Source organism: Exiguobacterium sp. s59, assembly GCF_018617475.1.
Lineage (GTDB): Bacteria > Bacillota > Bacilli > Exiguobacteriales > Exiguobacteriaceae > Exiguobacterium > Exiguobacterium aestuarii.
In genome coordinates, this window is record NZ_JACSKG010000002.1 from 58456 (window position 1) to 81010 (window position 22555).

Below are 22555 nucleotides of genomic sequence, written 5' to 3' on the forward strand. Positions count from 1 at the left end.
TGAAATGATAAAAACCTCTTGATATGTAACCGGTTACACATTAAGATGGTTTTGTAAGCGTTTCCAGAACGGAGGATGACAAATGGCGACCATCAAACAAGTGGCAAAACATGCGAACGTCTCGGTGGCGACCGTATCACGGGTCATGAATAAAAGCGGATACGTAAGCGAAGAGGCGAAAGAAGCAGTTGAAAAGGCGATTGCAGAATTGAATTACGCACCGAACCGAGTCGCTCGTTCGCTCTATAAAAAGTCATCAAATTTGATTGGACTCATCATGCCAGACATCACGAACCCGTTCTTTCCACAACTGGCTCGGGCAATTGAAGATGTCGCCAATCAGCATGGGTATCAAGTCGTCCTGTGCAATACAGACGAACAACTTGAAAAAGAGCAGACGTACTTGGTTGCCTTGCAGACGATGCATGTCGATGGTCTGATCATCACGACGAATCATTCGCACAATCCGAATTACGAGACGTTGGACTTACCGATGGTCGCACTCGACCGGATCGTGAAGGCGGGAATCGACGCCGTCGTATCTGACGGATATGAGGGCGGAAAGTTGGCAGCCGACACGTTGTTAAGACGAGGTGCGACACGACTGGCTCACATAGCCGGACCCGATCATCTGAAGACGGTCAAACGTCGGACGGAAGGATTTGTCGAAGAAGCAGGAGACAAGCTCGTCGGGATGACCGAGTCCACGTTCACGTTCAAAGATGCGTTGAAAGCGTCCCAACAACTGTTCGATCATGCTTGGCCGTTTGACGGCATCTTTGCAGCGAACGATGTGATTGCGGCCGCTGTGCTTCAGGAAGCGGTTCGTCGACACATCCGTGTCCCGGAAGAGCTTCAGGTCATCGGATATGACGGAATTGAATTAGGCGAGATGACGTCTCCACCACTGACGACCATCGTGCAGCCCATCTATGAGATGGGACGAGTGGCGACAGAGCGGTTGCTTGATTTGATTGAGAAAAAAGATACACGACCGAAAGAGATGCTTTTACCGGTCACGTTACTTGAAAGACAAACGACAAAGCGGGAGGAGAGATAAAGAATGAAGCGCATTGTTGTCATTGGCAGTATATCGATGGACCTTGTCGTCACGTCCGACAAACGTCCGCAAGCAGGGGAAACGGTCATCGGCGAGTCGTTTCGTACCGTTCCAGGGGGGAAAGGTGCGAACCAAGCGGTCGCCGCTTCTCGATTAGGCGGTGCTGTGCAGATGGTCGGTTGTGTTGGAAGTGACCCGTTCGGCCAACAGATGATTGAAAACTTTAAACAGCAAGACGTCGATGTCACGCATGTTCGGATCGTCCCGAACGAAGTGACAGGTACGGCGCACATCGTCTTGGCGGAAGCCGATAATTCGATTGTCGTCGTCCAGTCAGCGAACAAACAGGTCATCTTCACGAAGGAAGAATTGGATCAACTTCTTGATGAGCAGTCGTTCGTACTCTTGCAACTCGAGATTCCAATCGAAACGGTCAAACAAGTGACCGCTTACTGTAAGGCAAAAGGAATCCCGGTGCTTCTCAATCCGGCACCGTCTCAACCCATCCCACCGGAAGTGGTTGAAGCGGTCACGTACTTAACACCGAACGAACATGAGTGTCGTGACTTATTTAACGACGCCTCCGTGGATGAAGTGTTGGAACGATATCCGAACAAACTACTCGTCACAGAGGGCGTCCGTGGCGTTCGGTTCCATGACGGGCAAGAGGTGCGACACGTACCAGCGATTCAAGCGAACGTCGTCGATACGACAGGGGCAGGTGACACGTTCAACGGTGCGCTCGCTGTTGCCCTCATCGAACAAAACGAGCTAGAGGCGGCGGTGCGGTTTGCGGTGGTCGCGTCCGGCATGAGCGTCGAAGGGTTTGGTGCCCAAGGCGGAATGCCGACACGGCAAGATGTATTACAACGATTGGAGCGCGTGTGATGAAAAAACAAGGGATTTTAAACAGTCATCTAGCAAAAATCTTTGCCGACCTTGGGCATACGGATCGTGTCGTCATCGCGGATTGCGGATTACCAATTCCAGACGGGGTGAAGCGGGTCGACCTTAGCCTTCGAGTCGGAGAACCGTCATTTCTAGAGGTGCTCGATGTCGTCGAAGCGGATTTGGTCGTAGAGCGCATCACGATTGCCGAGGAAATCCTCACAAACAATCCGACGATTGCAACTTCACTGAAAGAACGATACACCAACGTCGACATGTGTTCGCATGAAGACTTCAAACGAGAGGTAGCAAAAGCAAAAGTCGTCATTCGAACCGGGGAAGCGACACCTTACGCCAACGTCATCTTACATGCAGGAGTCATTTTCTAAGGGGGGATTCGATGCATATTCAGTTGAAAGGCATCCATAAGTCGTTCGGCCCGGTCTCTGTCTTAAAAGGAGTCGATTTCGAATTGTTGCCTGGAGAGATTCATGCGCTCATGGGTGAGAACGGAGCTGGAAAATCGACGCTGATGAAAGTGATGACCGGTCTTCATGCTCAAGATGAAGGAGACATCCTCATCGATGGGAAAGTGCGTCAGTTCAAGCACCCAAAAGAAGCTGAGCAAGAAGGGGTCGCCTTCATCCACCAGGAACTCAACATTTTGCCGGAGATGACGGTGACCGAAAACCTATTTTTAGGTCGTGAACTGACGGGACCGTTTGGGATGGTCAAACAGCAGGAAATGACTAGACGCGCTCGCGAATATTTGGCAGAACTGAACGTCTTCATGGATGTCGATGAAGTAGCACGCAACTTATCGGTCGGTCAACAACAGATGATTGAAATCGCCAAGGCGCTCATGACGGATGCGAAAGTCATCGTCATGGATGAACCGACGGCCGCCTTAACGGACCGTGAGATTCAGGCACTCTTCGCCGTATCACGGGCACTGCGAGATCAAGGCGTGTCCATCATCTATATCTCTCACCGGATGGAAGAGATTTTTGACTTATGTGACCGAATCACCGTGCTTCGGGACGGACAGTCCATCTCGACCCGGCTGATTCCCGACACTTCCTTTGAGGAAACTGTACGTGACATGGTCGGACGCGAAATCGGTGAACGGTATCCGACACGCACCGCGCAGCTCGGAGATGTCGTGCTCGAAGTAACTGATTTAATAGGTAACCGGTTCCACAATGTATCGTTCAACGTCCGTGCCGGTGAGGTCGTCGGATTCTCCGGATTGATGGGAGCAGGACGGACTGAAGTGATGCGAGCCTTGTTCGGAGCAGATGCCCATAAAGGTGGAGTTATCAAATTGAACGGACAACCAATTCGGATCAAGACGCCGGCTGACGCCATTAAACACGGAATCGCCTTTTTGACAGAGGACCGAAAAGGGGAGGGCTTGCTCCTCGATTTCTCACTTCGAGAAAACTTGTCGCTCCCGACACTCGATAAACGAGCGAAAGGATCGGTCATCTCCAAACAACAAGAAGCGACGTTCGCGGAAACATATTTACAAAAGCTACGAGTTAAACATCATTCGATGGAACAAAAAGTGAAGTCGTTGTCTGGTGGGAATCAACAGAAGATTGTGCTCGGTAAATGGTTAGGGGTCGAGCCGGACGTCTTGATTTTGGATGAACCGACCCGTGGAGTCGACGTTGGCGCCAAGAAAGAAATTTACAACATCATGAGCGACCTCGCGGAATCGGGAGTTGCCATCATCATGGTTTCCTCCGATTTACCAGAGGTGCTCGGGATGAGTGACCGAATCGTCGTCATGCGGGAGGGCATTGTGACCGGGACGCTCACGAAAGAAGAGGCGACACAAGAAAAAGTGATGACATATGCGACAGGAGGGCAATGATATGGAATTGAAAGCAACGACTGCACTGAAGCGCCCGGGTCGACTTGGATGGGGACAAAAGTTAGGACCACTGTTTGGTCTACTCGTCATCGTCGTCGTCGTGACCGCGCTCGAACCTGGATTTTTATCATTAAATAACATCTTTAACGTACTGCGCCAAGTTTCCATCAATGCCTTGATTGCCTTCGGGATGACGTTTGTCATCTTGACAGGTGGGATTGATTTATCAGTCGGATCGATTTTAGCACTCGCATCCGCATTGGTGGCTGGCATGATGGTGGACGGTCAACATGCGGTCATGGCCGTTGCACTCGGATTGATTGCAGGTGCAGTTCTCGGAGCATTTAACGGGGCTGTCATCACATACGGGAAAGTGGCACCGTTCATCGCGACATTGGCCACAATGACGATTTATCGGGGGTTGACGCTCGTCTATACGGACGGAAGACCAATTACCGGTCTCGGGAACTCTGGCTGGTTCGAGATGCTCGGACGCGGCTACTTCTGGATCATCCCAGTGCCTGCATTGACGATGTTACTCGCATTCGGTGTCCTTTATTTCATTTTGAAAAAGACGACATTCGGACGTCATACGTACGCGATCGGTGGGAATGAAGAAGCGGCTAAATTGATGGGGATTGGTGTCAACAAGGTCAAAATCATGATTTATTCGCTATCGGGTATGCTTGCGGCACTCGCTGGCATCATTTTGACGTCACGTCTCAATTCCGCACAACCGACGGCAGGAACGTCATATGAACTTGATGCCATCGCGGCGGTCGTTCTCGGGGGAACGAGTCTTGCGGGTGGTCGCGGCTGGATTGTCGGAACATTGATTGGGGCACTGATCATCGGAACGTTGAACAACGGATTGAACCTTCTCGGCGTATCTTCTTTCTTCCAACTCGTCGTAAAAGGTGCAGTTATATTGTTTGCAGTATTGCTTGATCGTCGACAAAACGCGTAACACGCGAAAGGGGAAACGGAACATGAAAAAATGGACAGCTTGGCTACTTGCACTGACAATGGTACTGATGGCAGCTTGCTCGACTGAACAACCGGGGTCAACGTCTGAGACGGAAACGAAAGATGGGGACTATGAAATCGGACTCTCAATCTCGACGTTAAACAACCCGTTCTTCGTCGCATTGAAAGAAGGGGCAGAAGAACAGGCAAAAGAAATGGATGCGACATTGACGGTAGCGGACGCGCAAAACGATGCCGCGAAACAAGTGAATGACGTCGAAGATATGATTCAAAAAGGAATGGATTTGATTCTAATCAACCCGACAGATTCAGAAGCGGTCGGTGCAGCGGTTCAAGCAGCGAACGACGCCGGTATTCCAGTCATCACGGTGGACCGTAATGCGGAAACAGGTGATGTGGTCGCACACGTTGCTTCAGACAACGTCGCAGGTGGACAGTTGGCAGGGGATTACATGGTTGAACTCGTAGGCGAAGGTCAAAAAGTCGTCGAGCTCGAAGGGATCCCAGGAGCTTCTGCGACGCGTGACCGTGGACAAGGATTCAACGAAGCGATCGATGGAAAATTGGAAGTCGTGGCAAAACAATCTGCAAACTTTGACCGTGCAGAAGGATTGACGGTCATGGAGAACATTTTGCAAGACAATAAAGACATCGTCGCTGTATTCGCACATAACGATGAAATGGCACTCGGTGCCGTTCAAGCGCTTGAAGCAGCTGGAATGAGTGATGTCAAAGTCATCGGATTCGATGCGACAGACGATGCGGTCAAAGCAGTTGAAGGTGGGACAATGGCAGCGACCGTCGCACAAAAACCGGCTGAAATCGGAAAACTCGGTGTAGAAGCGGCCATCAACCACTTGAGTGGTGAAACGGTGGAAGCGAACATTCCGGTAGAACTTGAATTAATTAAATAATCAAGATGAAACCTCACGGTGCCTCGATTTCGGGTAGGGCCTCGTGAGGTTTTTGAATATTCACATATCCCCCTTCATAAATTGGATAGGAACTCCCTTTTTCAGGGTATATCTAGGTAAAATACAGGAAGGGGGAGTCGTTTCTTCTTTTTGAGAAACGCAACACATATGTATAAGCTCAAACCGGTGTTTAAAGAACGTATTTGGGGTGGTCGTCAGCTAGAGACGTTATTTCATCTTTCGTTACCGGAAGGGAAAATCGGTGAGTGTTGGGCTGCCTCCGCACATCCAAGCGGAATGACCACTTTTGAAAACGGACCATATGAAGGGCAAACGTTAGCGGATTTATGGGATGCACACCGATTGGAGCTATTCGGTCCGTATCCATTCGCAACGTTCCCCCTACACGTCAAACTACTCGATGCTCGTGCCTATTTATCGGTACAAGTTCATCCGAACGATGAGCAGGCACAACGTCTCGAACAAGAAGAGTTTGGGAAAGAGGAGTGTTGGTACGTGTTAGACGCAGAACCAAATGCCGAGATTATCGTCGGCCACACGTTCCGAACGAAACAAGATGTGTATACATGTGTGCAACAAAAAGAATGGGCGACTCGTCTAAAGACGCAAGCCGTAAAAAAAGGAGATTTCATTTATATTCCGAGTGGAACGGTACACGCTCTCGGTCCAGGTGTCGTATTGCTCGAAATTCAACAGACGAGTGACCGAACATATCGCCTATACGACTTTGATCGAGTGGATGACACGGGTCGTCTTCGTGAGCTTCATATCGAAAAAGCCGTAGACGTGATGAACATTCCGGATCGCCGGACAGATGAACTCGTGCGGACGAATTTAGAAGATGCGTTGACGACCGAATTGATTTCAAAACCATCCTTCAAAATCATACGACACCAAGTGAATGGGGTCCCCGCGATTTTAGAACAGTCCGAAACGTTCCGGTTGATCTCGGTCGTTTCGGGAGAAGGCTTCGTGCAAGGTGAAGACGGCATCCAAACCATCCGGGCAGGGGAGCACTATTTCGTTCCAAAAGGAAAAGGACCTCACTTGTTCACCGGGAAGGTGGAAATCGTCACAAGTGAAGTCCCTGTTCCAACAACGCATCGCGTCAATACTGTTTATCAAGTGGAGACGGCACAGGACAAGCATCGTCGAGTGTCCAATCGTTTGAATACTGAACCTCGATGAACACGACGTCTTCGTGAGCTTTGAGCGTGTGAGCCGCACCGCGTTGAATCGAGATGACGTCGGTCGGCTTCGCTTCAAACGATTGTCCGTCAATTGTCACGGTCGCTGTTCCTTGAAGTAACGTCCAAATCGTATCGGTCGCTTCATGGTAATGATAGCTGAGTTCTTTCCCTGACTGGACGAGCATCCGTCTTGTCACACTATGATGACCGTCCGCGAGTGTCTCGTGATGAATCACTTCTGATTGTCCCCAACGCTTCCATTTGAACTTTGGATAGTCGTCAGAAGAAGCGAGATAATCTTTCAGTTGCGGGGTCGCATCTTTTGTCGATACGAGAATCCCGTCTGCGTTGACGGCGACGACGAGGTCTTCGAGCCCGATTCCAATCAACGGGAGGTTCAATTCGTTGATGACATGCGTGTTCGTTGATTCGAACAGATCCACTTGGCCGTGGGTGGTGGACGTCATTTCTTCGGTCAATGTGTTCCATGTTCCTAAGTCCTTCCAGTCCCCATCGTAGCGATGAACGAACACGGACTCCGCATGCTCGACGACGGCGTAGTCGAATGACGTTTTTTCTAAATCATCGTAGCGAGTTGTCAGCTCTGAATAGGTCGTAGGCAAGTTCCGCTCTGCCAGTTCATCAAGTAACAAATGAAGCTTACACGCAAATATCCCACAGTTCCACAATGCACCTTGCTCAATCAGTTGCTCCGCCACGTCGACCGTCGGTTTTTCTTGGAACAAGCGAACGGAGGAGATTTGAGCCGTTTCGTGTGGGACGATGTATCCGTATTTCGATGTCGGGTGAAGGGGAGTGACCCCAATCAAATGTAAGGCATCGTCACTCGTCTGTACCGCTTCATCCACTTGAGGGAAATATTCAAAGAAGCGAAGATCGACATAAGCATCGACCGGCATCACGAGTACCGTCTCATTCGGGTCGACACGTTGTTCGTTCAAATAACTAGCGCCGAGCACGATGGCAGGAAACGTATCACGACGACTCGGTTCGGTGATGATATTGGCATCGGTCCCGATTTGATAAACGATGGCATCGCGTTGAAGCGCGTTTGTTAAAATAAAGGCATCCCGATTTAATTGCATGTCACTTAGTTGTGAGAAAACGCGTTCAATCATCGATTGTTTAGCACCTTGACCGTCATCAAGTAATCGAATGAACTGTTTCGAGTTGATATCGTTTGAAAGTGGCCAAAGACGCTTTCCAGATCCACCTGATAGTAAGAGTAGTTTCATTTCGTGACACCCTTTCTCGATTAACATTTCGGAGGTACACAACATGGCAAATTACTTACTCGTCGAACCGCACGAGCATACACGCAAGACATTGGCTCGTCTGTTGATGAAAGAAGGAGAACTCATTTTTGAAGCGACCGAAGCGACGGAAGCGATTGAGATTTTAGAGTCGAGCGACATCGACGTCGTCATCACCGAATTAAGACTTCCGCATACGGACGGGGTCGAACTGTTATCTTATGTGAAGAAAAAATTCCCGCTCATTCATCAAATCGTATTGACTGACTATACGCACACCCATACGTTGATCGCGGCCGTCAATTACGGAAACGTCAAGCGTATCATGACAAAGCCGATGAAAATCGATGAGTATGTGATCCGCGTCATAAAGGATGTCGGTCAACAAGCCGTCATTATGAAGACGAATAAGTATCGAGTCGCAGACACGTTGACGGAGTTTCTAAACGACCTTGGACAGGCATACTGTCTGTTTTATGAGAGCGGAGACTTGGTCAGCTCGGAAAATCTCGTCGTCCCGTTCGAGTCAGGGGAGACGAATGAGTTGAAACGGTTCGTCATCCCGACGCAATACGGCGAATTTATTTTGTATCAGTCACGGGATCGTTCTTCCCGAACTTGTGGGTAAAGAGTTGCGATACCCCGATCATCGTTAATCGAACGTACATGTAGGCGACCCCTAATGTTAATACAGGGTGTCGTCTATATTTTTTGAGGTTGGACGGATGATAGAGCACCGGTCTGAAGAAATACCAGCGAGCGAGTGCCTTCCGGAACCCACCTTCCTCTGTCTCGAGCGTTTGCGGCATCACTTGGAAGTAATAGCGTTTCTTCTCGAGCAGATTTTGTAATGTCACTTCTTTTTCATTGTGCTTCACTGAAGTGAATGTGGCGCGACGGATCACGCCACCTTGTTGAATGTATCGGATTGTCGGTTGCGTCTCTTCAAAACTGATTTGAGCGGGATTGATGCCGCCCGATGCCTCGTACGCTTCCATCCGCCAAAAGCGTGCCGCCTCGATGGAGCGGTCGTCAATCCGTTCCTCAGGGATTTGGAACAGATTTCGTTCGAATACCTTCACTTTAGAGAAAAAGTTGGTGTACGTGCTATAAGCCTCTTCTGGGATGACGAGCGCTCCGACATCTTCATGATGTTGAAGATAAAGCAGGCAACTCGTCAATAATCCTTCGGTCAACACCATATCCGAGTCAATGACATATAAGACGTCAACGTTTCGTTCACGGAGTTGGCCGATTGCCTCTTTACGAGCGATTCCACGCTCACCGTGGGGAAGTGATAGGATGATGAAGCGGTCATCGTCTGCCGTCAACTCCCGCATGACGTTGACCGTTTGATCGGTTGAGCCGTCATCCGCAATCACACAAACAAAATCGGCCGTTTGCTGGTGGATGGATTGAATCGTTTCTCGAATGATTTCCTCGTTACAATACGTAGACATCGCGATTCCAATCATGATGTTCTCCCTTCCTGAATCAAGATTCCAAGCTTTTGACTCAACCATTGTTCAAATGCGGCACCGGTGCGACTCCATTGCAGTGTCTTCGAGAATGCGTGAGCGTCACGACGGACGGTCTCATAGTGATCAAGGTCGTTCAAACAGCGTCGCATCTCAAGTGCGAGTGCCTCCGCTGTTTGTGCCATCGTCATATAACCGAGCTTTCCATACTGAACGGCATCTCGAAGTCCCGGAGCATCGTACACGATGGTCGGTGTTCCAACGGCAGCGGCCTCACTGACGGTCAAGCCCCAACCTTCGCGACGAGACGGGAAAAGAAGGGTTGTCGCTCGACTCATGCGTTCAAGCTTCTCTTCTTCACTGACAAATCCGAAATAATGGATATCCGATCGTACCTCCTCAGGTGTGATCGGATCGAGTTGTTCGGCGATGTACGCCTCGTTCTTCTTCCCGATAATCCATAGTTGCGCAGTCGGGAAGTCGCGTTTGATGGAGACAAACGCCTTGACGGCATCGTTGATTCCTTTATACGCGGACATGCGCCCAACATATAAAAACGTAGGATGTTCTTCTTTTGCAAACCATTCTTCTTCTGGCCACGGTGTGAAGTTGAGCCCTTCCGGCAAAATCGTGATGTGTGACTCGGGAATTCCGACGGCGACCAAGTCATTTGCCGTCGACTGACTGACGGTCAAGACATCGTTTTGCCGATAGAGGCGCAGGCGACTCGTTTCTGTCCATGCTCCCACCCATGAAACAGGAGGCGGTAGGTTGATACGCCAAATTTCACGCGTCAATTGGTGGATGAAGAGAATACGTTTATGTGCCGGCACATAAAATGGCGTGAAGTAATGATGTGTGTTCATTTGGTCGAGGACGAGGTCGATTTCCTCTTCGTGCGATTTGTAGTAGCGTCGTGCCTCTACGATGCTCGTGATGTCTGTACCCGAGCGAATATAACGAACGCCATCAATCCATTCTTCGTCCTCGCGTCCTTCAATATGAGGGGATAGGTGGATGATGTTGTAACGAGGAGCTACGTAAGATAGCATCTCATGCGTGAATACTTCTGCTCCTCCTGCTTTCGGATGTTTGATATCTCGCCAAGATAGACATAATAAAGTGGGTTTCATGACGATTCCTCCTTAAATTGTTGGCGTCGCTCAGAATGGAAGCGGAGACGAAGAAGCAGTGATCCTCCGAGTAAGACGACCGCTTGCGCCAAGAGCCAAATCTCCATCGACTGACGGAATAGGAATAAGGCGATGAGAAAGACGAAAAGTAGTGCCCAATACCATCGCAAGTATCGCTTGTTCCGCAATATAAATTGCAACATCGCCTCGTACTGAACGATGATGATGCCGATATAGGTGAAAATCATATAACGTACGAAATACCCTGCCTCGTCGTATCCTTGCCCAAAGAAGATTGGTACGACCGATGGGATAATCAAGAAATACAACACTGTAATGATGCCAAGGGCTACTAATAACAAGCGGAATACGATGCGTTCGAATGATAGGAACGAATCTGTTTCGGCTGCTCGACTCAGTCGTGGTAAGAGTACTTGGAAAATCGAGAGACAGACGAACAAGACGAGCTGACTAAAGCGTAGACTGACGGAGTAATCTCCGACTAACGATGGGAAGAACAAGGTGACGAGTAAACTATCGACCGAGAAGAAGAGCGTCATGACAATTTGCACATGAATGAGTTGGAACAAGCCATGAAACTGCTTGTCACCAGCCGTTTCTGGGAAATGCGTTTGCCAGATGCTAAGCCCATATGTGAGAATCATGCCAATCAAAATCCCAATCAAGGCGAGTGTAATATCAAGCTGTTCGAGAAAGATCCATGTGACGCCCACTTTCACAATCGCTTCGACGTAATAGGAAAGAGTGAGGGCATAAAACCGCTCATTCGCTTGTAAGACACCACGTCGGAATGACACGAGAATATGGAAAAATACTGTAACTGCAAGTAAAAAGAGGTTAATCCTAGATAAAGGAAGAATATATGGGATAAGTATAAAGAGTACACTGGATAAACCCATTGCGACGAGCAGGATGATCCGTTCGATATACCGATAGTCGGTCGCAATTTGTTGTCCCAAGTTTCGAGTAACGATCCATTGGACGGCGCTACCGATAATGAGTAGTAATCCGAGAAGAGCGAGATAGGCATTTAAGAGACCGTAGTCTTGACTCGTCAAACCACGGGCTAAAAAGAAGTGATAGGAATAGTTAATAATATTCAATAAGGCATCAAGGACGGGAAAAATGAGTAAAATCGAATAACGACTCATAACAGCTTTCATATCAACCACCTCTTTTAATTCGTCAATCCTTAAGGAGGACCATGTGATGGATAAAGGTAAAGTAGTGATTTTTACAGATCGACAACGAAACATTCCGTACGCTTCGTCTATCCCGCACTATGAGCTTATGATTTCTGAATCGAATCCATCTTCTGAACCAAAGATTTCACCAGAAATTCGTGCAATGAAAGATCATATTAAAGTATATGTGATTGATTATGTTGATTATGAAACCGGATTAACGATTGCTGCGGCGCTGCGCACCTATCATCCCCAGTCATCGATTTTATGGGTTGATGACGTTATTCGACATAGAGGGAACTTCCCCTTCAATCAATTGTTAGGGAATGGGATATTTAGAATATTCTATTATAGAGAAGAGTATGCAGATGAACTGTTAGCCGAAATTCAAAATGTTATTCATCCAGAATATGCTGTGAAAAAAGGGACTGTAGCCTTTATATTACCAATTTTCAATGAAGAGAAACGGTTTTCACATATTCATGCTTTTTTGACATCCCTTACCAAAATGATTGAACGAAATTACTTACATGGGTCGATTTATTTTGTAGATGATGCCTCTTCCGATCAATCGAAACACTTGTTACAGGAGTATCGGGATATCGTCATGAATGCGACGGACACGTTGTTCAAAATTGATTATTTGAAGATGTATGAGTTGAAGCAGAATACGAAAAAAGCAGGTCTCTTTATCGAGGGAATGACGCATATCTCGAGCGAATATTATGTGTTCGTCGATGCGGACAATTCGTTCAAAGTCGATGACATCGCTCAACTATTGAGCATCGCAGAAAATGATTATTATGATATCGTCATCGGCACGAAAGATTTGACGATTGAAGATCGGAGTCTCGTCCGAAAATTTGTCAGTTTCGCAAAACGAACGATTACAAAACCGTTCCTACCAAAAGGGGTGTCGGACTCACAGACGGGTCTCAAAATCATTAATCGCCGGGCGATTCCGCGGTTACTTCCTTATTTGAGCGCAACGAGCGGGTTCGCCATCGATTTGGAGATGATGTATGCCGCCAAAAAAGAACGCCTTCGTGTCTATCAACAACCAGTGACCTGTATCGAACGGGAGGGGTCTCACGTCGATCTCGTGAAAGATTCCATCGCATTTTTGAAGACGATGGCACTTCTTTTACGCCGGCAGCGGGCCGTCAATCGAGCCAGACGATAACATCACATCACGTACAAAGCCCACGTCTCTTATTGGACGTGGGCTTTGTTTGTACTCATTTGTGTGTAATCGATTCGGCAATCGAAGAGTCTGTCTCGGCATAGTCGATCGTGATGACGTCTCCGACGTGCAGTGCATCAAGGTGATTCTTTTTGCCGTCAACAATCGTCGAAGACGTGAGTATCACCTCTTGTAGCGCATACTGTTCTTCAGGGTCTTGGTCGGACGGAGCAATCAATAGTGTGTATCCTTCCCGGTCTTCAATCACACTTTTTTCATCATCAATCGTACAAGCACTAAGAATCATCATACAGCCTATCAACGTCGTGAGCGCTAGAGTCCGAATCATCATGCGTCATCCTTTCTTGAATCGATGTCGCATCCGACGAAGGAACGGCTCTTCTTGTCGCGCGTTCCAATAGAAGAGGAACGAAAGCGGTGTGGCGAGTAACAGGAGGACCATGCCTGCGAAGTACACGAGACGTAAGACGGCATTCACCTGTACGTCACTTTCGGAAGACATGTACAGTTGTGTCACGCCGTTCAATGCGACTTCACCACGCTGCGCCCCCTCATCTGTCAAGAGTTCAAACAGCGGGGACGGAGAGTCGTTTAACGTGAAGCGACCGAGCGAATCTTCGTGAGAGACCGTTCGTTTCATGACGCTTCGTGTCACATCGAGGGATTCTGCTTCTGTATTTGCGATTAGTGGACGTTCCGTCACTTCTTCGACGGTCACTTGATCGGTCAGGAGAAGGTGATCGTAGCGGACGACATTCAAGTTTTTCATCTCGAGTCTCCCGGCATTTTCAATATTTCCCCGTGCCCAAATATGAAGCTGCATCGAGGTGGTTCCCTCTGGCGGAATCAAAATCTGTTCATAGTGGTTCCATGTCGATTTACGATATTCTTCCACTTCGCTGATGAAGTCAGTCCCAATCACGCGACGTTCCTCGTCGAGATAGTACATCTTCACGTGACGATTTCGAATCTGTTCGCTTCGTGCGTCAAAAGCAACCAAATATTCTCGGTCTGGGAGTGCTTCGATTTGTTCCGATGCGAAGATGTACCAGTCACAAGAACAAGTCGGTTCGTAGGATGCGATAAACGTATCGTCTTCCACCGTTGACTCGAACATATCGTCTGTAATGGATACACAAGTCGCACACGTGGCGGCAGCCTCGGGTGTCGCAAGTGGTTCAGTCACCACAATCTCGTTCGGGTCGAACTTTCGTAAATCCTCCAGCTCGATTCGTGACGGCACGCGACTTTCCACAGCTAGTTCGAGCGTGTACGATCCCGGTTCCATCTCAAATGTATTCGGTGTCCAACGTTTCATAGTCGGGTGGACGCCGTCGAGTTCCTGAAGTTTGTACGGGAAATCACGACGCAAGGAATCATATGTGACCGTCTTCGACCCGATCTCGGTTTTTACATCAGGCAGTTGCCGCATCGCTGTGACATCGATTGTTTCTTCTTGGACGACATCTTCGTCCTGAAGGAGACGCAAGCGGACCGTCCCATCTGTCGACACAGGCGGTGTCAGATTGATATGGAATCGATAATTACCGGGTTCTGCCACATCAATCGTACGAGACAATGTGCCGGACGTGAGTGAGACACCTTTCCCGAAACTGAGCGACGGATAGTTACGCTCGGATTGGATTGTGCCGCTATAATCAAAGTCTTGTTCTCCTTCGAGCACCATGAACGTATTCGTTGGTGCTAGTACGTTTTCGAGAGATTGCTGTAAAGATGTCCATTCGTCTTCGGGCAGGAAGACGATATTTTGAATCGCGTTAAAACCGACTGTATTCTCAACGGTGATGGTCGTCTCTTCCGTACCGACATCATGTATCCCGAGCGGTACCCATTCAAGACGTGCACCCGTTTGCCGAGTCGTTTCGACGATTTGCTTGTCATCGTTGATGGTGACATCAAGCTGTCCGCCACTCTGATTCATCAAGACACGAGCGAATCCGATATAGCGACCCGGCGGTGTCTCTTTTGTGATGGAGAACGTATTCGGGACCATATGCGACTCGAAGCTCTCGATTTGTACATCGTGAATCCACCAATACGTCTTTCGTTCTGGTTTTTGATAACTCAATAAGTCGATGCGCATCGTCTCGGCCGCTCGTGGTGTCACGTATTCCCCGCGAAGGTGAATCCCGTCTAAATTTCCGGAATCTCTTGGTGCCACGACGTAGGTTTGGTCGATTTCTTCTCCGGACGCGTCAAAGAAGCGAACTTTGACGTGCAAGCGGTCGACGCCTCGACCTGATGCGATGATATCGAACCGATACGCGTTATTCGGGAGTGCCGGCAACAGACCGGACTTCGCGACTTGCCAAATATAGTTCGGGTCTCCTTTTGCGACCTCCGCTTGTAGAAGTGGTAAATCGTTCGTCGAAGACAACGGATTTGGGGACAGGTCAACGATATCCGGATTATCTGCTTTAAAGAACGTCTCGTCTTCGAGCATCGAGTTGAACGAGGCGACTTGCTTTGTGGGTAAGTCGTCGAGCTCGTACGGTGGGGCATCGATGCGGGCAGAAGCGAAAGATAATCCGACGCCGTCTCCGAAATCAAGGTCGAACGCAGGGTCTTTCACGCCTTGCGTCTGTTGATACCAACGCCAGTCACTGTTCGCGAAAAGAGTTTTGCCCCACGTGAGAAACGGGTTGGCGGAATCAATCGCTTCGAACGGCTTCCAGTAATAGTCGTCCGGAACCTGGCTGAGGAGCATATCTTTTTGCTCAATCATCTCAATCGCGTCACCTGGACGAATCCACTCAAAGTCGTCGCTATGTCGCTGTGTCGTGAATAGAATCGATTGCTTCCCTTGCTCATATCCAGGCAGTGTCCCATATGTGATGGATCGATCGATTCCGTAAGGCGTCACGATGAGCTGGGGCACGGTCCGGTCGGTGAGCGGGGCGACGACATCGAATAAGGTGAACAGTCCGACTTGTTTCGTCCGGAGTAAGTCACGTTGCGAGGCAAGCATCTCTAAGTTGAACTGTTGACGTTCCTCCATCCCTAAATATTCATCTCGATACGCGAACTGGTTGACACCGAACACTTTGATTAAGTTGCTCGCCTCGTCTGAACGTCCTGTGTCGAGGAGATACTGAAGGAGCGAAAACAGATAGCGAATCGCAGGCGTCGATCCTTCGTGATGGAACACCGTGTTTTCGAGAGAACTATACACATGGAAGTCCCCAGTCGGTTTGACCGTCTCACCGAGTGCGGGGTTTTGATTCCATCTCGGTGTCGCAACGCCGGTGATCGGCTGCGTCATCTCATCGGCAACAGGGAACTGAAGCCATTTCCCTTCGACCTCATCTTGGACGGTCGCATATTCTTCAGGCACATTGACAGGCTTATAAAAGCCTTCCATATAGACGGTACGATACGGATGAATAAAGAGTGTCAATGCGACAAAGCTGCCGATGAAAAGGATGCCGCGATAGAGCGGTCGGGGAATTGCCTTGGATTGTCTGGCATCGACAATTCCAATCCCAAGTGCGAGCAGTAGACTGTAACTGACAATCAACAGCCCGACAAGTTTATTTGGGTCACGGAACATCGGACCGATCAACGGTGTGTACGTGACGAGCGCGACGAATGCAGTTGCTACCCACTCATATGTCCCGGTCGCAAAGATGATCAGACCGACACCGAGTAAGCCGAAGAACAAGTGAATCGGTCGTTTATAGCTACCGAGAAAACCGATTGCGATGAAGAAGAGCAAGACACCACCCGCTACCCAAAACGTCAACGGTAGTGTATGCAAGTCAAACATCGGCCACCAGTAACTGATTGTATAGAGTACGTTCTCGATGGACGAGTTGCGACTGAACAACATCAACGTCTCGGTGACGTTAATATTATGTTGGGATGCCTGTGCTCCGAATAGAATGGAACCGACATACATAAAGAACCAGTAGCCGTTGAACAAGATGAACACGAATCCGACTGCCGTGATGAGTCGGACATAGTAGAAAATATAAGATTTGAACGGCAACGTCTTCCGTTCGGTCCAAAGCGTTTTGAGCACGATGAGCCCGAGCATGATCCCCATATAAATGGCTGAGAAGAAAAAGTAATGAATCCCGGCCGACATGAACATGAACGTCACAGACAATCCGGTGGCATCAATCCAGATTCTTGGGGAGAGTCGTTTGTCGAACGAGAAGTCTGGATCCAACTGACGGCGGAATTTCGGGTCGAACAAGTTGAAGAAGAGTAGGAGTGCGAACGGGAATAACGCATACCCGCATAAAAGGTAAATGTGTTGGATACGTGTGATGATCCATGGGTTCAACGCATAAAATAAACCGGCGAGCGTGAATGTCATGAGCGTCATCAATTGAAAATGTTTCGTGATATAAATCGAATGGAGTCGTTTGACGAGCGCATACATGCTGAGCGCCGACATAACAAGCAACGATAAAATGAATGATTTGATCAAAAACGGTCCAGATGCACCAAACAATAGACTCAGTCCATAAAGAGGCGCGATAAAGACGAGTCGAGGAACGTTCAACAATGTCGTCGTGCTCCATCGCTCATTCCAGGCACCAAAAATCTCTTCGATATAACGGTCAGACGATAGACCGAAAGCAATATCGCTAAAGACGACCATTCCCGGGGAAAACAGCGGGTACGCATAGACGAATATGCATAACATCATAATCGTCAAGGCGATGAGATCGTAACGGTACGTATGCAGACCGTTTCGTAGAGTGGATAAGATGCGTTGCAAGCCCGATCTGCCTCCTTTCATAACGTATGTCATCTATTTCGCCAAACGTCGGACTATCCCTGTCTAATCAAAAAAGAGACAGCCGATTCCGACTATCTCTTTATGACATGGAGTTAATAGATTGATGAAAACTCTTCCATCAAATTGAACGATATTGAGAAGGGGTCATTCCTGTTTTGTTTTTAAAGAGTTTACTGAAGTACTGCGGATATTCAAAACCTAGTGTGTAGGCAATTTCACTAACAGAATGTGACGTACTAAGAAGCTCGTTTTTGGCTCTATCGATTAACATATAATGAATATGTTCTTGTGCACTTTTCCCTGTTTCTTGCTTCAACATATCAGACAGGTAATCAGGGGACATCCCTATTTTATCAGCACATTGTTTTACAGTTGGAAGACCTAGATCGCTAGCTTTCCCGGAATCAAACCAATCTATGAGGTGAGCTTCAAACATTGATACAAGATCACTATTGTGAGCTGTCCTAGTAATAAATTGTCGACTATAAAATCTTTGGGAATAATTGAACAGTAGCTCTAGCTGTGACACAATGACTTCTTTCGTGAATACATCAATATTACTTGAATATTCTTCTTGAATTTGGTCAACTAATGCACTGATGATACTTTTTTCTTTTTCGGATAAATGGAGAGCTTCATGAACATTGTAGTGGAAAAAGGTATACTCAGACATTTTTTTTGCTAGTTTACTGTGACGTATCAGTTCTGGATGAAAGATCAACGCCCATCCGGAAGAGGTTGTATCATCAGTACTACTCATAGCTTGGTTGGGTCCGACGAACATCATTGACCCTTCACTAAAATCGTAAGTGTTTCTGCCATATTTCAACTGTCCGCAAGGGAAATCTTTTACACTTACCATATAAAAATCAAAAACTGCTAGTCCATCATTCTTTTCATTTGCACCTTCTTGAGGTTGAACATCCTCCCAATTGAAAATACTAATATGAGGATGTTTAGGCGGAGCTAGTCCAAGAAGCTTATGCATTTTACTTATTGATTCGATCCTAACAGTATTCATAATCATTCTCCTGATATGATTTATTTTTTCTTAAAATTCAATTCAAACGATTTTTAACATGGAGACTACCCATATTTATTATTGTGCCAGTTCCTTTAGTAAAGTATCAGCTACTAATTTTCCAAGTTGATCACATGCTCTAGGACTATCCCCGGAGTAGAGTTTTCGATCAACATGTACTGCGCCTTCAACTTTTTTATTAATAAAACTCAAACCTTGTTCAGAAAGTTTTTCACCTTGATACCAAGGTAGTTTTCCAGGCAAATATCCTAATGAAGGTGATTGTCTGTCAACACTGTCTGGGAAAATAGCCATCTTATAACCTCTGTATGGGTGAGGATCACTCGTATTTACTGATGCAGCCAAGAGTGCAGCCGGACCGTGGCAAACAGTGACCATATAACGGTCAGATTGATGAATCCAACGTATGAGTTTCCCAACATGTTCATTCGTTGGTAAACCAACCATCGAACCATGACCACCCGGTAAAAAGAGCGCTACATAGGGGGAGTCATCATTTAAGTCTCCGCGACCAACCATATCTTGAAGTGAGAGTGGTTGATCAAATTTCGAATTCTTTTCTCTCATAAATGCGAGAACTGCATGATCTTTTCGTGGGATCGACCATTGTTCTAGAACTGCCGATGAACCTGTTGGCGTCACTACATCAAAATCAAATCCTGCATTCGTTAAATGCATCAATGGAACTGCAGTCTCTTGAACGTTATTTCCAGTAGAAAATAAAGAACCGTTTTCCATCTTGAAGTAGCGTTCTTCCGTACAGAGCACTAATATTTTTTTATTCCCTTTGTATTTCCCGGCAACACGTTTGTTATGCGTGTAGCCACTTTTTTTATCCACACCTAACAGTATTCCGAGTGGTGAAGGAATAAATCCTCGACCATTTTTTTCTTTAGTTGGGGCAATTCCTAGCGCTTTCTTTACAACTGTTGCCATTGCGACTCCTCCTTGATTATAAACCGTATGATTTTCTCATATACTCTACAAATTGCTCATCTGTTTCACTTGAGTATCGATTTCCCAATGTTGCTCTCGCATCATTTCCGGATATATAGCGCAACTGGTCGCTACCATCTGTTGCTGCTTCCCAAATAACATCCGCTACCTCTTGAGGGTTTTGGTTTCTAGAAGTATCCATATTGGACATTGCTTCTATGAATGACTCTACAAGTGGTTGATATTCCTCTAGACTTTCATCATTTGAAAAAACAAAAGATCTTCCGCTAAAATCTGTATTCACTCCACCTGGTTCAATGAGTTTGACCCGAACACCAAAAAGGCGTACTTCAAAATGTAATGCCTCGGAAAGTCCCTCGACAGCCCATTTTGAACCATGGTATAGAGAACCAAAAGGGAATGCCATTCGTCCTCCGATGGATGATACGTTTACTATTGTTCCATCTTTGTGTTCTCGCATGATAGGTAGTACTTCTTTAATGACTTCAGCTAATCCAAATAGATTTACATCAAATTGTCTTCTTAATACATCCATCGGTGTAGCCTCTAGAGGACCATAAGCGCCATAACCTGCGTTGTTAATCAAAACATCTATTTTTCCAAAATGTTCTACTGTTTCTTTAACTGCACGCTTAATTGATTCTGAATCAAGTAAATCAAGCTTTGTGACAAGAACACCATCTCCTTCAAGGTCGGTGCCATCTTGTGTGTTTCTCATTGTAGCCACTACATTCCAACCTTCAGCCTTGAAACGCTTCGCCGTCGCCTTCCCAATACCACTTGACGCACCTGTAATGAAAACTGTTTTTTTCATATAAATCCTCCTTTTAAAAGTCCTATAACATTTCTTTTTATAAAATATTTTCAAAATGACATTTATTTATTCATATTATAATTTAGAAAAAAGTATGGCGTCTTATACGAATCTGATGAACTTCAATACAAATCCAGAATTTCAAATGATTTTCTGTACAACAAAAAGACGCTAATTCTCGAAACGTAAAGAGAATCAACGTCTTTTTAGACATACTGCAATCACTTTTTCGTACCAGTCCAAAAACTCGTTCACATAGGGCGAAGCAGTGCGCGAACGGGGCTTCCGTCGCCTTCGACAATCGGGAGAGGGACGGCGTTCAAGTCATAATCTCCCGGCAAGATGTCGTCTAGGACGAGCCCTTCTAATATATGGACGCCATTTCGTGCTAACGCATGATGGGCGCTCATCTCTTTGCTGTCAATCGCATCAACGGATGGCAAATCGAGTCCAATCAAGAAAATCCCTAGTTCCCCGAGGCGATCGGCAAGAGACGGCGTCAGTTCAGGAATCGTCTCTGGAAAGACGCGTTTATCTGGCCAACCATCTGTCTTCAAAATGAGACGTTCGACCCCGGTCAAGTCATGACCGTCCAAGTCAGAAGCTTCAATTTTAGACTTATGCGGCAGATGAATGACGCGTGCCGGACCAATATAGAGGGAAGGGTCGAGGTCGATGACGCGTTTTCCGTGATCATCGAAGTGGAAAGGTGCATCGATATGTGTTCCGACGTGTAAACTCATCGTCACTTTCCCGACATTGACCGAACCGCTCTGTGCCATCGGCCAAGCAATCTCGTACGAAAACTTCGTGTCTCCCGGCCATGTCGTCACGTCGGCATGAAGCGGTTGTGATACATCAATCCATGTCATTTCGTTCAGCTCCTCTTATAGTGATGTCCGGACCGTCCAAAGCTCAGGGAAGAAACGATGGTCGAGCACGCGGCGTAAGTAGTTCACGCCAGACGAGCCACCTGTCCCCATTTTCTGTCCGATGATTCGTTCCACAGTACTCATATGGTTGAAGCGCCACATCTGTTGCTGGCTACCGATATCGAGTAGCTTTTCACCTAGCTCATATAAGTCCCAATACGTCTCGACGTCTCGATAGACCTCGACCCACGCCTTCTCGACACTCTCGTTCCATTCCCAATCCTGTGTGACATCTCGTTCGAGCACGCTCGCATCAATCGACAGACCACGGCGATGCATTTCACGGACAGTCACATCATAAATGCTAGGGGCTTGAAGCGAGCCTTCGAGCAGTGGATACAGCTTTTCATCATGCGCATAAACACTGAGTGTGCGCGCGTTTTTAAAACCGAGCGCAAATTCGATTTGTCGGTTCTGGTAGGACTGAAAACCGGATGAAGAGCCGAGCTCGTCCCGGAACTCCAAATACTCTGCCGGAGTCAACGTCGCGAGGACGCCCCATGATTGGATCAGTTGCTGCTGAATCTTCGAGACACGGGCGAGCATCTTGAATGAGCGCTCGAGTTCCCCGTTCGTGATAGCGGTCGTGGCCGCCGTCAATTCATGCAAGATGAGCTTCATCCATAACTCACTCGTCTGATGGATGATGATAAACAACATCTCATCATGGTGGTCGGAAAGACGATGCTGACTCGACAAAATTGGGTCGAGCTGAAGGTAGTCACCGTACGACATGTCTTTCGAGAAGTCAGTTTGAATCGTTTTTTCCACTTTATGTTCCATACGTTCACTCATGTCGGTTCCCC

Annotated in this window: 20 protein-coding genes; 9 read left to right on the forward strand and 11 right to left on the reverse strand. The window is 47.4% G+C overall.

All coding sequences use genetic code 11. The annotated features are described in order from the left end of the window. Positions 1-82 precede the first annotated feature (82 nt). The 7 genes from KNO91_RS03680 (at position 83) to KNO91_RS03710 (ending at position 6937) form a co-directional block, all read left to right on the forward strand. Positions 83-1060 carry a LacI family DNA-binding transcriptional regulator gene (locus KNO91_RS03680; protein WP_214816251.1) on the forward strand — a complete coding sequence of 326 codons (978 nt, stop codon included), beginning with the start codon at positions 83-85 and terminating at the stop codon, positions 1058-1060. Between the two features lie 3 nt (positions 1061-1063). Next, a complete protein-coding gene (rbsK, locus tag KNO91_RS03685) occupies positions 1064-1948 on the forward strand; it encodes a ribokinase (RefSeq protein WP_214816254.1) in 885 nt (294 codons plus the stop codon). Then, a complete protein-coding gene (gene rbsD, locus KNO91_RS03690; protein WP_214816257.1) occupies positions 1948-2337 on the forward strand; it encodes a D-ribose pyranase in 390 nt (129 codons plus the stop codon). The genes rbsK and rbsD overlap by 1 nt, the downstream gene beginning before the upstream one ends. Before the next feature lie 11 nt (positions 2338-2348). Next, positions 2349-3827: a sugar ABC transporter ATP-binding protein gene (locus KNO91_RS03695; RefSeq protein ID WP_214816260.1), complete on the forward strand. Its 1479-nt coding sequence runs from the start codon at positions 2349-2351 to the stop codon at positions 3825-3827. 1 nt (position 3828) lies between these two features. After that, positions 3829-4794 (forward strand): ABC transporter permease subunit, encoded by a 966-nt coding sequence (locus tag KNO91_RS03700; protein ID WP_214694930.1) that lies wholly within the window; start codon positions 3829-3831, stop codon positions 4792-4794. A gap of 22 nt (positions 4795-4816) precedes the next feature. Beyond that, positions 4817-5728: a ribose ABC transporter substrate-binding protein RbsB gene (rbsB, locus tag KNO91_RS03705; protein ID WP_214785953.1), complete on the forward strand. Its 912-nt coding sequence runs from the start codon at positions 4817-4819 to the stop codon at positions 5726-5728. A 168-nt stretch (positions 5729-5896) separates the two neighbouring features. Continuing rightward, positions 5897-6937 (forward strand): type I phosphomannose isomerase catalytic subunit, encoded by a 1041-nt coding sequence (locus tag KNO91_RS03710; protein WP_214816263.1) that lies wholly within the window; start codon positions 5897-5899, stop codon positions 6935-6937. Here the strand turns inward: KNO91_RS03710 and KNO91_RS03715 are convergent. Then, positions 6858-8195 (reverse strand): sugar phosphate nucleotidyltransferase, encoded by a 1338-nt coding sequence (locus KNO91_RS03715; protein WP_214816265.1) that lies wholly within the window; start codon positions 8193-8195, stop codon positions 6858-6860. The genes KNO91_RS03710 and KNO91_RS03715 overlap by 80 nt on opposite strands. Positions 8196-8238: 43 nt before the next feature. Between KNO91_RS03715 and KNO91_RS03720 the strand changes: the two genes are divergently transcribed. Continuing rightward, positions 8239-8841, forward strand: coding sequence for a response regulator (locus KNO91_RS03720; RefSeq protein ID WP_214816268.1), 603 nt, complete (start codon positions 8239-8241; stop codon positions 8839-8841). Here the strand turns inward: KNO91_RS03720 and KNO91_RS03725 are convergent. Genes KNO91_RS03725 through KNO91_RS03735 form a run of 3 tightly spaced genes read right to left on the reverse strand, consistent with a single transcriptional unit; the run spans position 8795 to position 12008 of the window. After that, positions 8795-9673 (reverse strand): glycosyltransferase family 2 protein, encoded by an 879-nt coding sequence (locus KNO91_RS03725; protein WP_251126537.1) that lies wholly within the window; start codon positions 9671-9673, stop codon positions 8795-8797. The genes KNO91_RS03720 and KNO91_RS03725 overlap by 47 nt on opposite strands. An 11-nt stretch (positions 9674-9684) precedes the next feature. Then, complete coding sequence (locus KNO91_RS03730; RefSeq protein ID WP_214816274.1) at positions 9685-10824, reverse strand: glycosyltransferase family 4 protein; 1140 nt, start codon at positions 10822-10824, stop codon at positions 9685-9687. Then, entirely contained in the window at positions 10821-12008 is a 1188-nt protein-coding gene (locus KNO91_RS03735; RefSeq protein WP_214792531.1) for a lipopolysaccharide biosynthesis protein, read from the reverse strand. The genes KNO91_RS03730 and KNO91_RS03735 overlap by 4 nt, the downstream gene beginning before the upstream one ends. A 46-nt stretch (positions 12009-12054) precedes the next feature. Between KNO91_RS03735 and KNO91_RS03740 the strand changes: the two genes are divergently transcribed. Further along, complete coding sequence (locus tag KNO91_RS03740) at positions 12055-13212, forward strand: glycosyltransferase (protein ID WP_214816275.1); 1158 nt, start codon at positions 12055-12057, stop codon at positions 13210-13212. Positions 13213-13267: 55 nt separating this feature from the next. Here the strand turns inward: KNO91_RS03740 and KNO91_RS03745 are convergent, their stop codons facing one another. From KNO91_RS03745 to kynA, 7 genes are all read right to left on the reverse strand, one after another. Further along, positions 13268-13561, reverse strand: a complete 294-nt coding sequence (locus KNO91_RS03745; RefSeq protein WP_251126538.1) for a hypothetical protein — start codon at positions 13559-13561, stop codon at positions 13268-13270. 6 nt (positions 13562-13567) lie between these two features. Then, complete coding sequence (locus KNO91_RS03750; RefSeq protein ID WP_214816278.1) at positions 13568-17983, reverse strand: hypothetical protein; 4416 nt, start codon at positions 17981-17983, stop codon at positions 13568-13570. A gap of 139 nt (positions 17984-18122) precedes the next feature. Continuing rightward, a complete protein-coding gene (locus KNO91_RS03755; protein WP_214816281.1) occupies positions 18123-19025 on the reverse strand; it encodes a helix-turn-helix domain-containing protein in 903 nt (300 codons plus the stop codon). Positions 19026-19103: 78 nt separating this feature from the next. Beyond that, the gene (locus KNO91_RS03760) at positions 19104-19982 is read right to left on the reverse strand and encodes a DJ-1/PfpI family protein (RefSeq protein ID WP_214792543.1); all 879 of its coding nucleotides are present in this window, start codon (positions 19980-19982) and stop codon (positions 19104-19106) included. Between the two features lie 16 nt (positions 19983-19998). Beyond that, the gene (locus KNO91_RS03765) at positions 19999-20817 is read right to left on the reverse strand and encodes an SDR family oxidoreductase (protein WP_214816284.1); all 819 of its coding nucleotides are present in this window, start codon (positions 20815-20817) and stop codon (positions 19999-20001) included. Between the two features lie 251 nt (positions 20818-21068). Then, complete coding sequence (gene kynB / locus KNO91_RS03770; protein WP_214792549.1) at positions 21069-21689, reverse strand: arylformamidase; 621 nt, start codon at positions 21687-21689, stop codon at positions 21069-21071. Between the two features lie 15 nt (positions 21690-21704). Beyond that, entirely contained in the window at positions 21705-22544 is an 840-nt protein-coding gene (kynA, locus tag KNO91_RS03775; RefSeq protein ID WP_214792553.1) for a tryptophan 2,3-dioxygenase, read from the reverse strand. Positions 22545-22555: the final 11 nt, after the last annotated feature.

Bases quoted from the DNA above. Each gene is read 5' to 3' on its own strand.
- KNO91_RS03680 (WP_214816251.1), top strand. From the start codon at position 83: ATGGCGACCATCAAACAAGTGGCAAAACATGCGAACGTCTCGGTGGCG.
- rbsK (WP_214816254.1), top strand. From the start codon at position 1,064: ATGAAGCGCATTGTTGTCATTGGCAGTATATCGATGGACCTTGTCGTC.
- rbsD (WP_214816257.1), top strand. From the start codon at position 1,948: ATGAAAAAACAAGGGATTTTAAACAGTCATCTAGCAAAAATCTTTGCC.
- KNO91_RS03695 (WP_214816260.1), top strand. From the start codon at position 2,349: ATGCATATTCAGTTGAAAGGCATCCATAAGTCGTTCGGCCCGGTCTCT.
- KNO91_RS03700 (WP_214694930.1), top strand. From the start codon at position 3,829: ATGGAATTGAAAGCAACGACTGCACTGAAGCGCCCGGGTCGACTTGGA.
- rbsB (WP_214785953.1), top strand. From the start codon at position 4,817: ATGAAAAAATGGACAGCTTGGCTACTTGCACTGACAATGGTACTGATG.
- KNO91_RS03710 (WP_214816263.1), top strand. From the start codon at position 5,897: ATGTATAAGCTCAAACCGGTGTTTAAAGAACGTATTTGGGGTGGTCGT.
- KNO91_RS03715 (WP_214816265.1), bottom strand. From the start codon at position 8,195: ATGAAACTACTCTTACTATCAGGTGGATCTGGAAAGCGTCTTTGGCCA.
- KNO91_RS03720 (WP_214816268.1), top strand. From the start codon at position 8,239: ATGGCAAATTACTTACTCGTCGAACCGCACGAGCATACACGCAAGACA.
- KNO91_RS03725 (WP_251126537.1), bottom strand. From the start codon at position 9,673: ATGTCTACGTATTGTAACGAGGAAATCATTCGAGAAACGATTCAATCC.
- KNO91_RS03730 (WP_214816274.1), bottom strand. From the start codon at position 10,824: ATGAAACCCACTTTATTATGTCTATCTTGGCGAGATATCAAACATCCG.
- KNO91_RS03735 (WP_214792531.1), bottom strand. From the start codon at position 12,008: ATGAAAGCTGTTATGAGTCGTTATTCGATTTTACTCATTTTTCCCGTC.
- KNO91_RS03740 (WP_214816275.1), top strand. From the start codon at position 12,055: ATGGATAAAGGTAAAGTAGTGATTTTTACAGATCGACAACGAAACATT.
- KNO91_RS03745 (WP_251126538.1), bottom strand. From the start codon at position 13,561: ATGATTCGGACTCTAGCGCTCACGACGTTGATAGGCTGTATGATGATT.
- KNO91_RS03755 (WP_214816281.1), bottom strand. From the start codon at position 19,025: ATGAATACTGTTAGGATCGAATCAATAAGTAAAATGCATAAGCTTCTT.
- KNO91_RS03760 (WP_214792543.1), bottom strand. From the start codon at position 19,982: ATGGCAACAGTTGTAAAGAAAGCGCTAGGAATTGCCCCAACTAAAGAA.
- KNO91_RS03765 (WP_214816284.1), bottom strand. From the start codon at position 20,817: ATGAAAAAAACAGTTTTCATTACAGGTGCGTCAAGTGGTATTGGGAAG.
- kynB (WP_214792549.1), bottom strand. From the start codon at position 21,689: ATGACATGGATTGATGTATCACAACCGCTTCATGCCGACGTGACGACA.
- kynA (WP_214792553.1), bottom strand. From the start codon at position 22,544: ATGAGTGAACGTATGGAACATAAAGTGGAAAAAACGATTCAAACTGAC.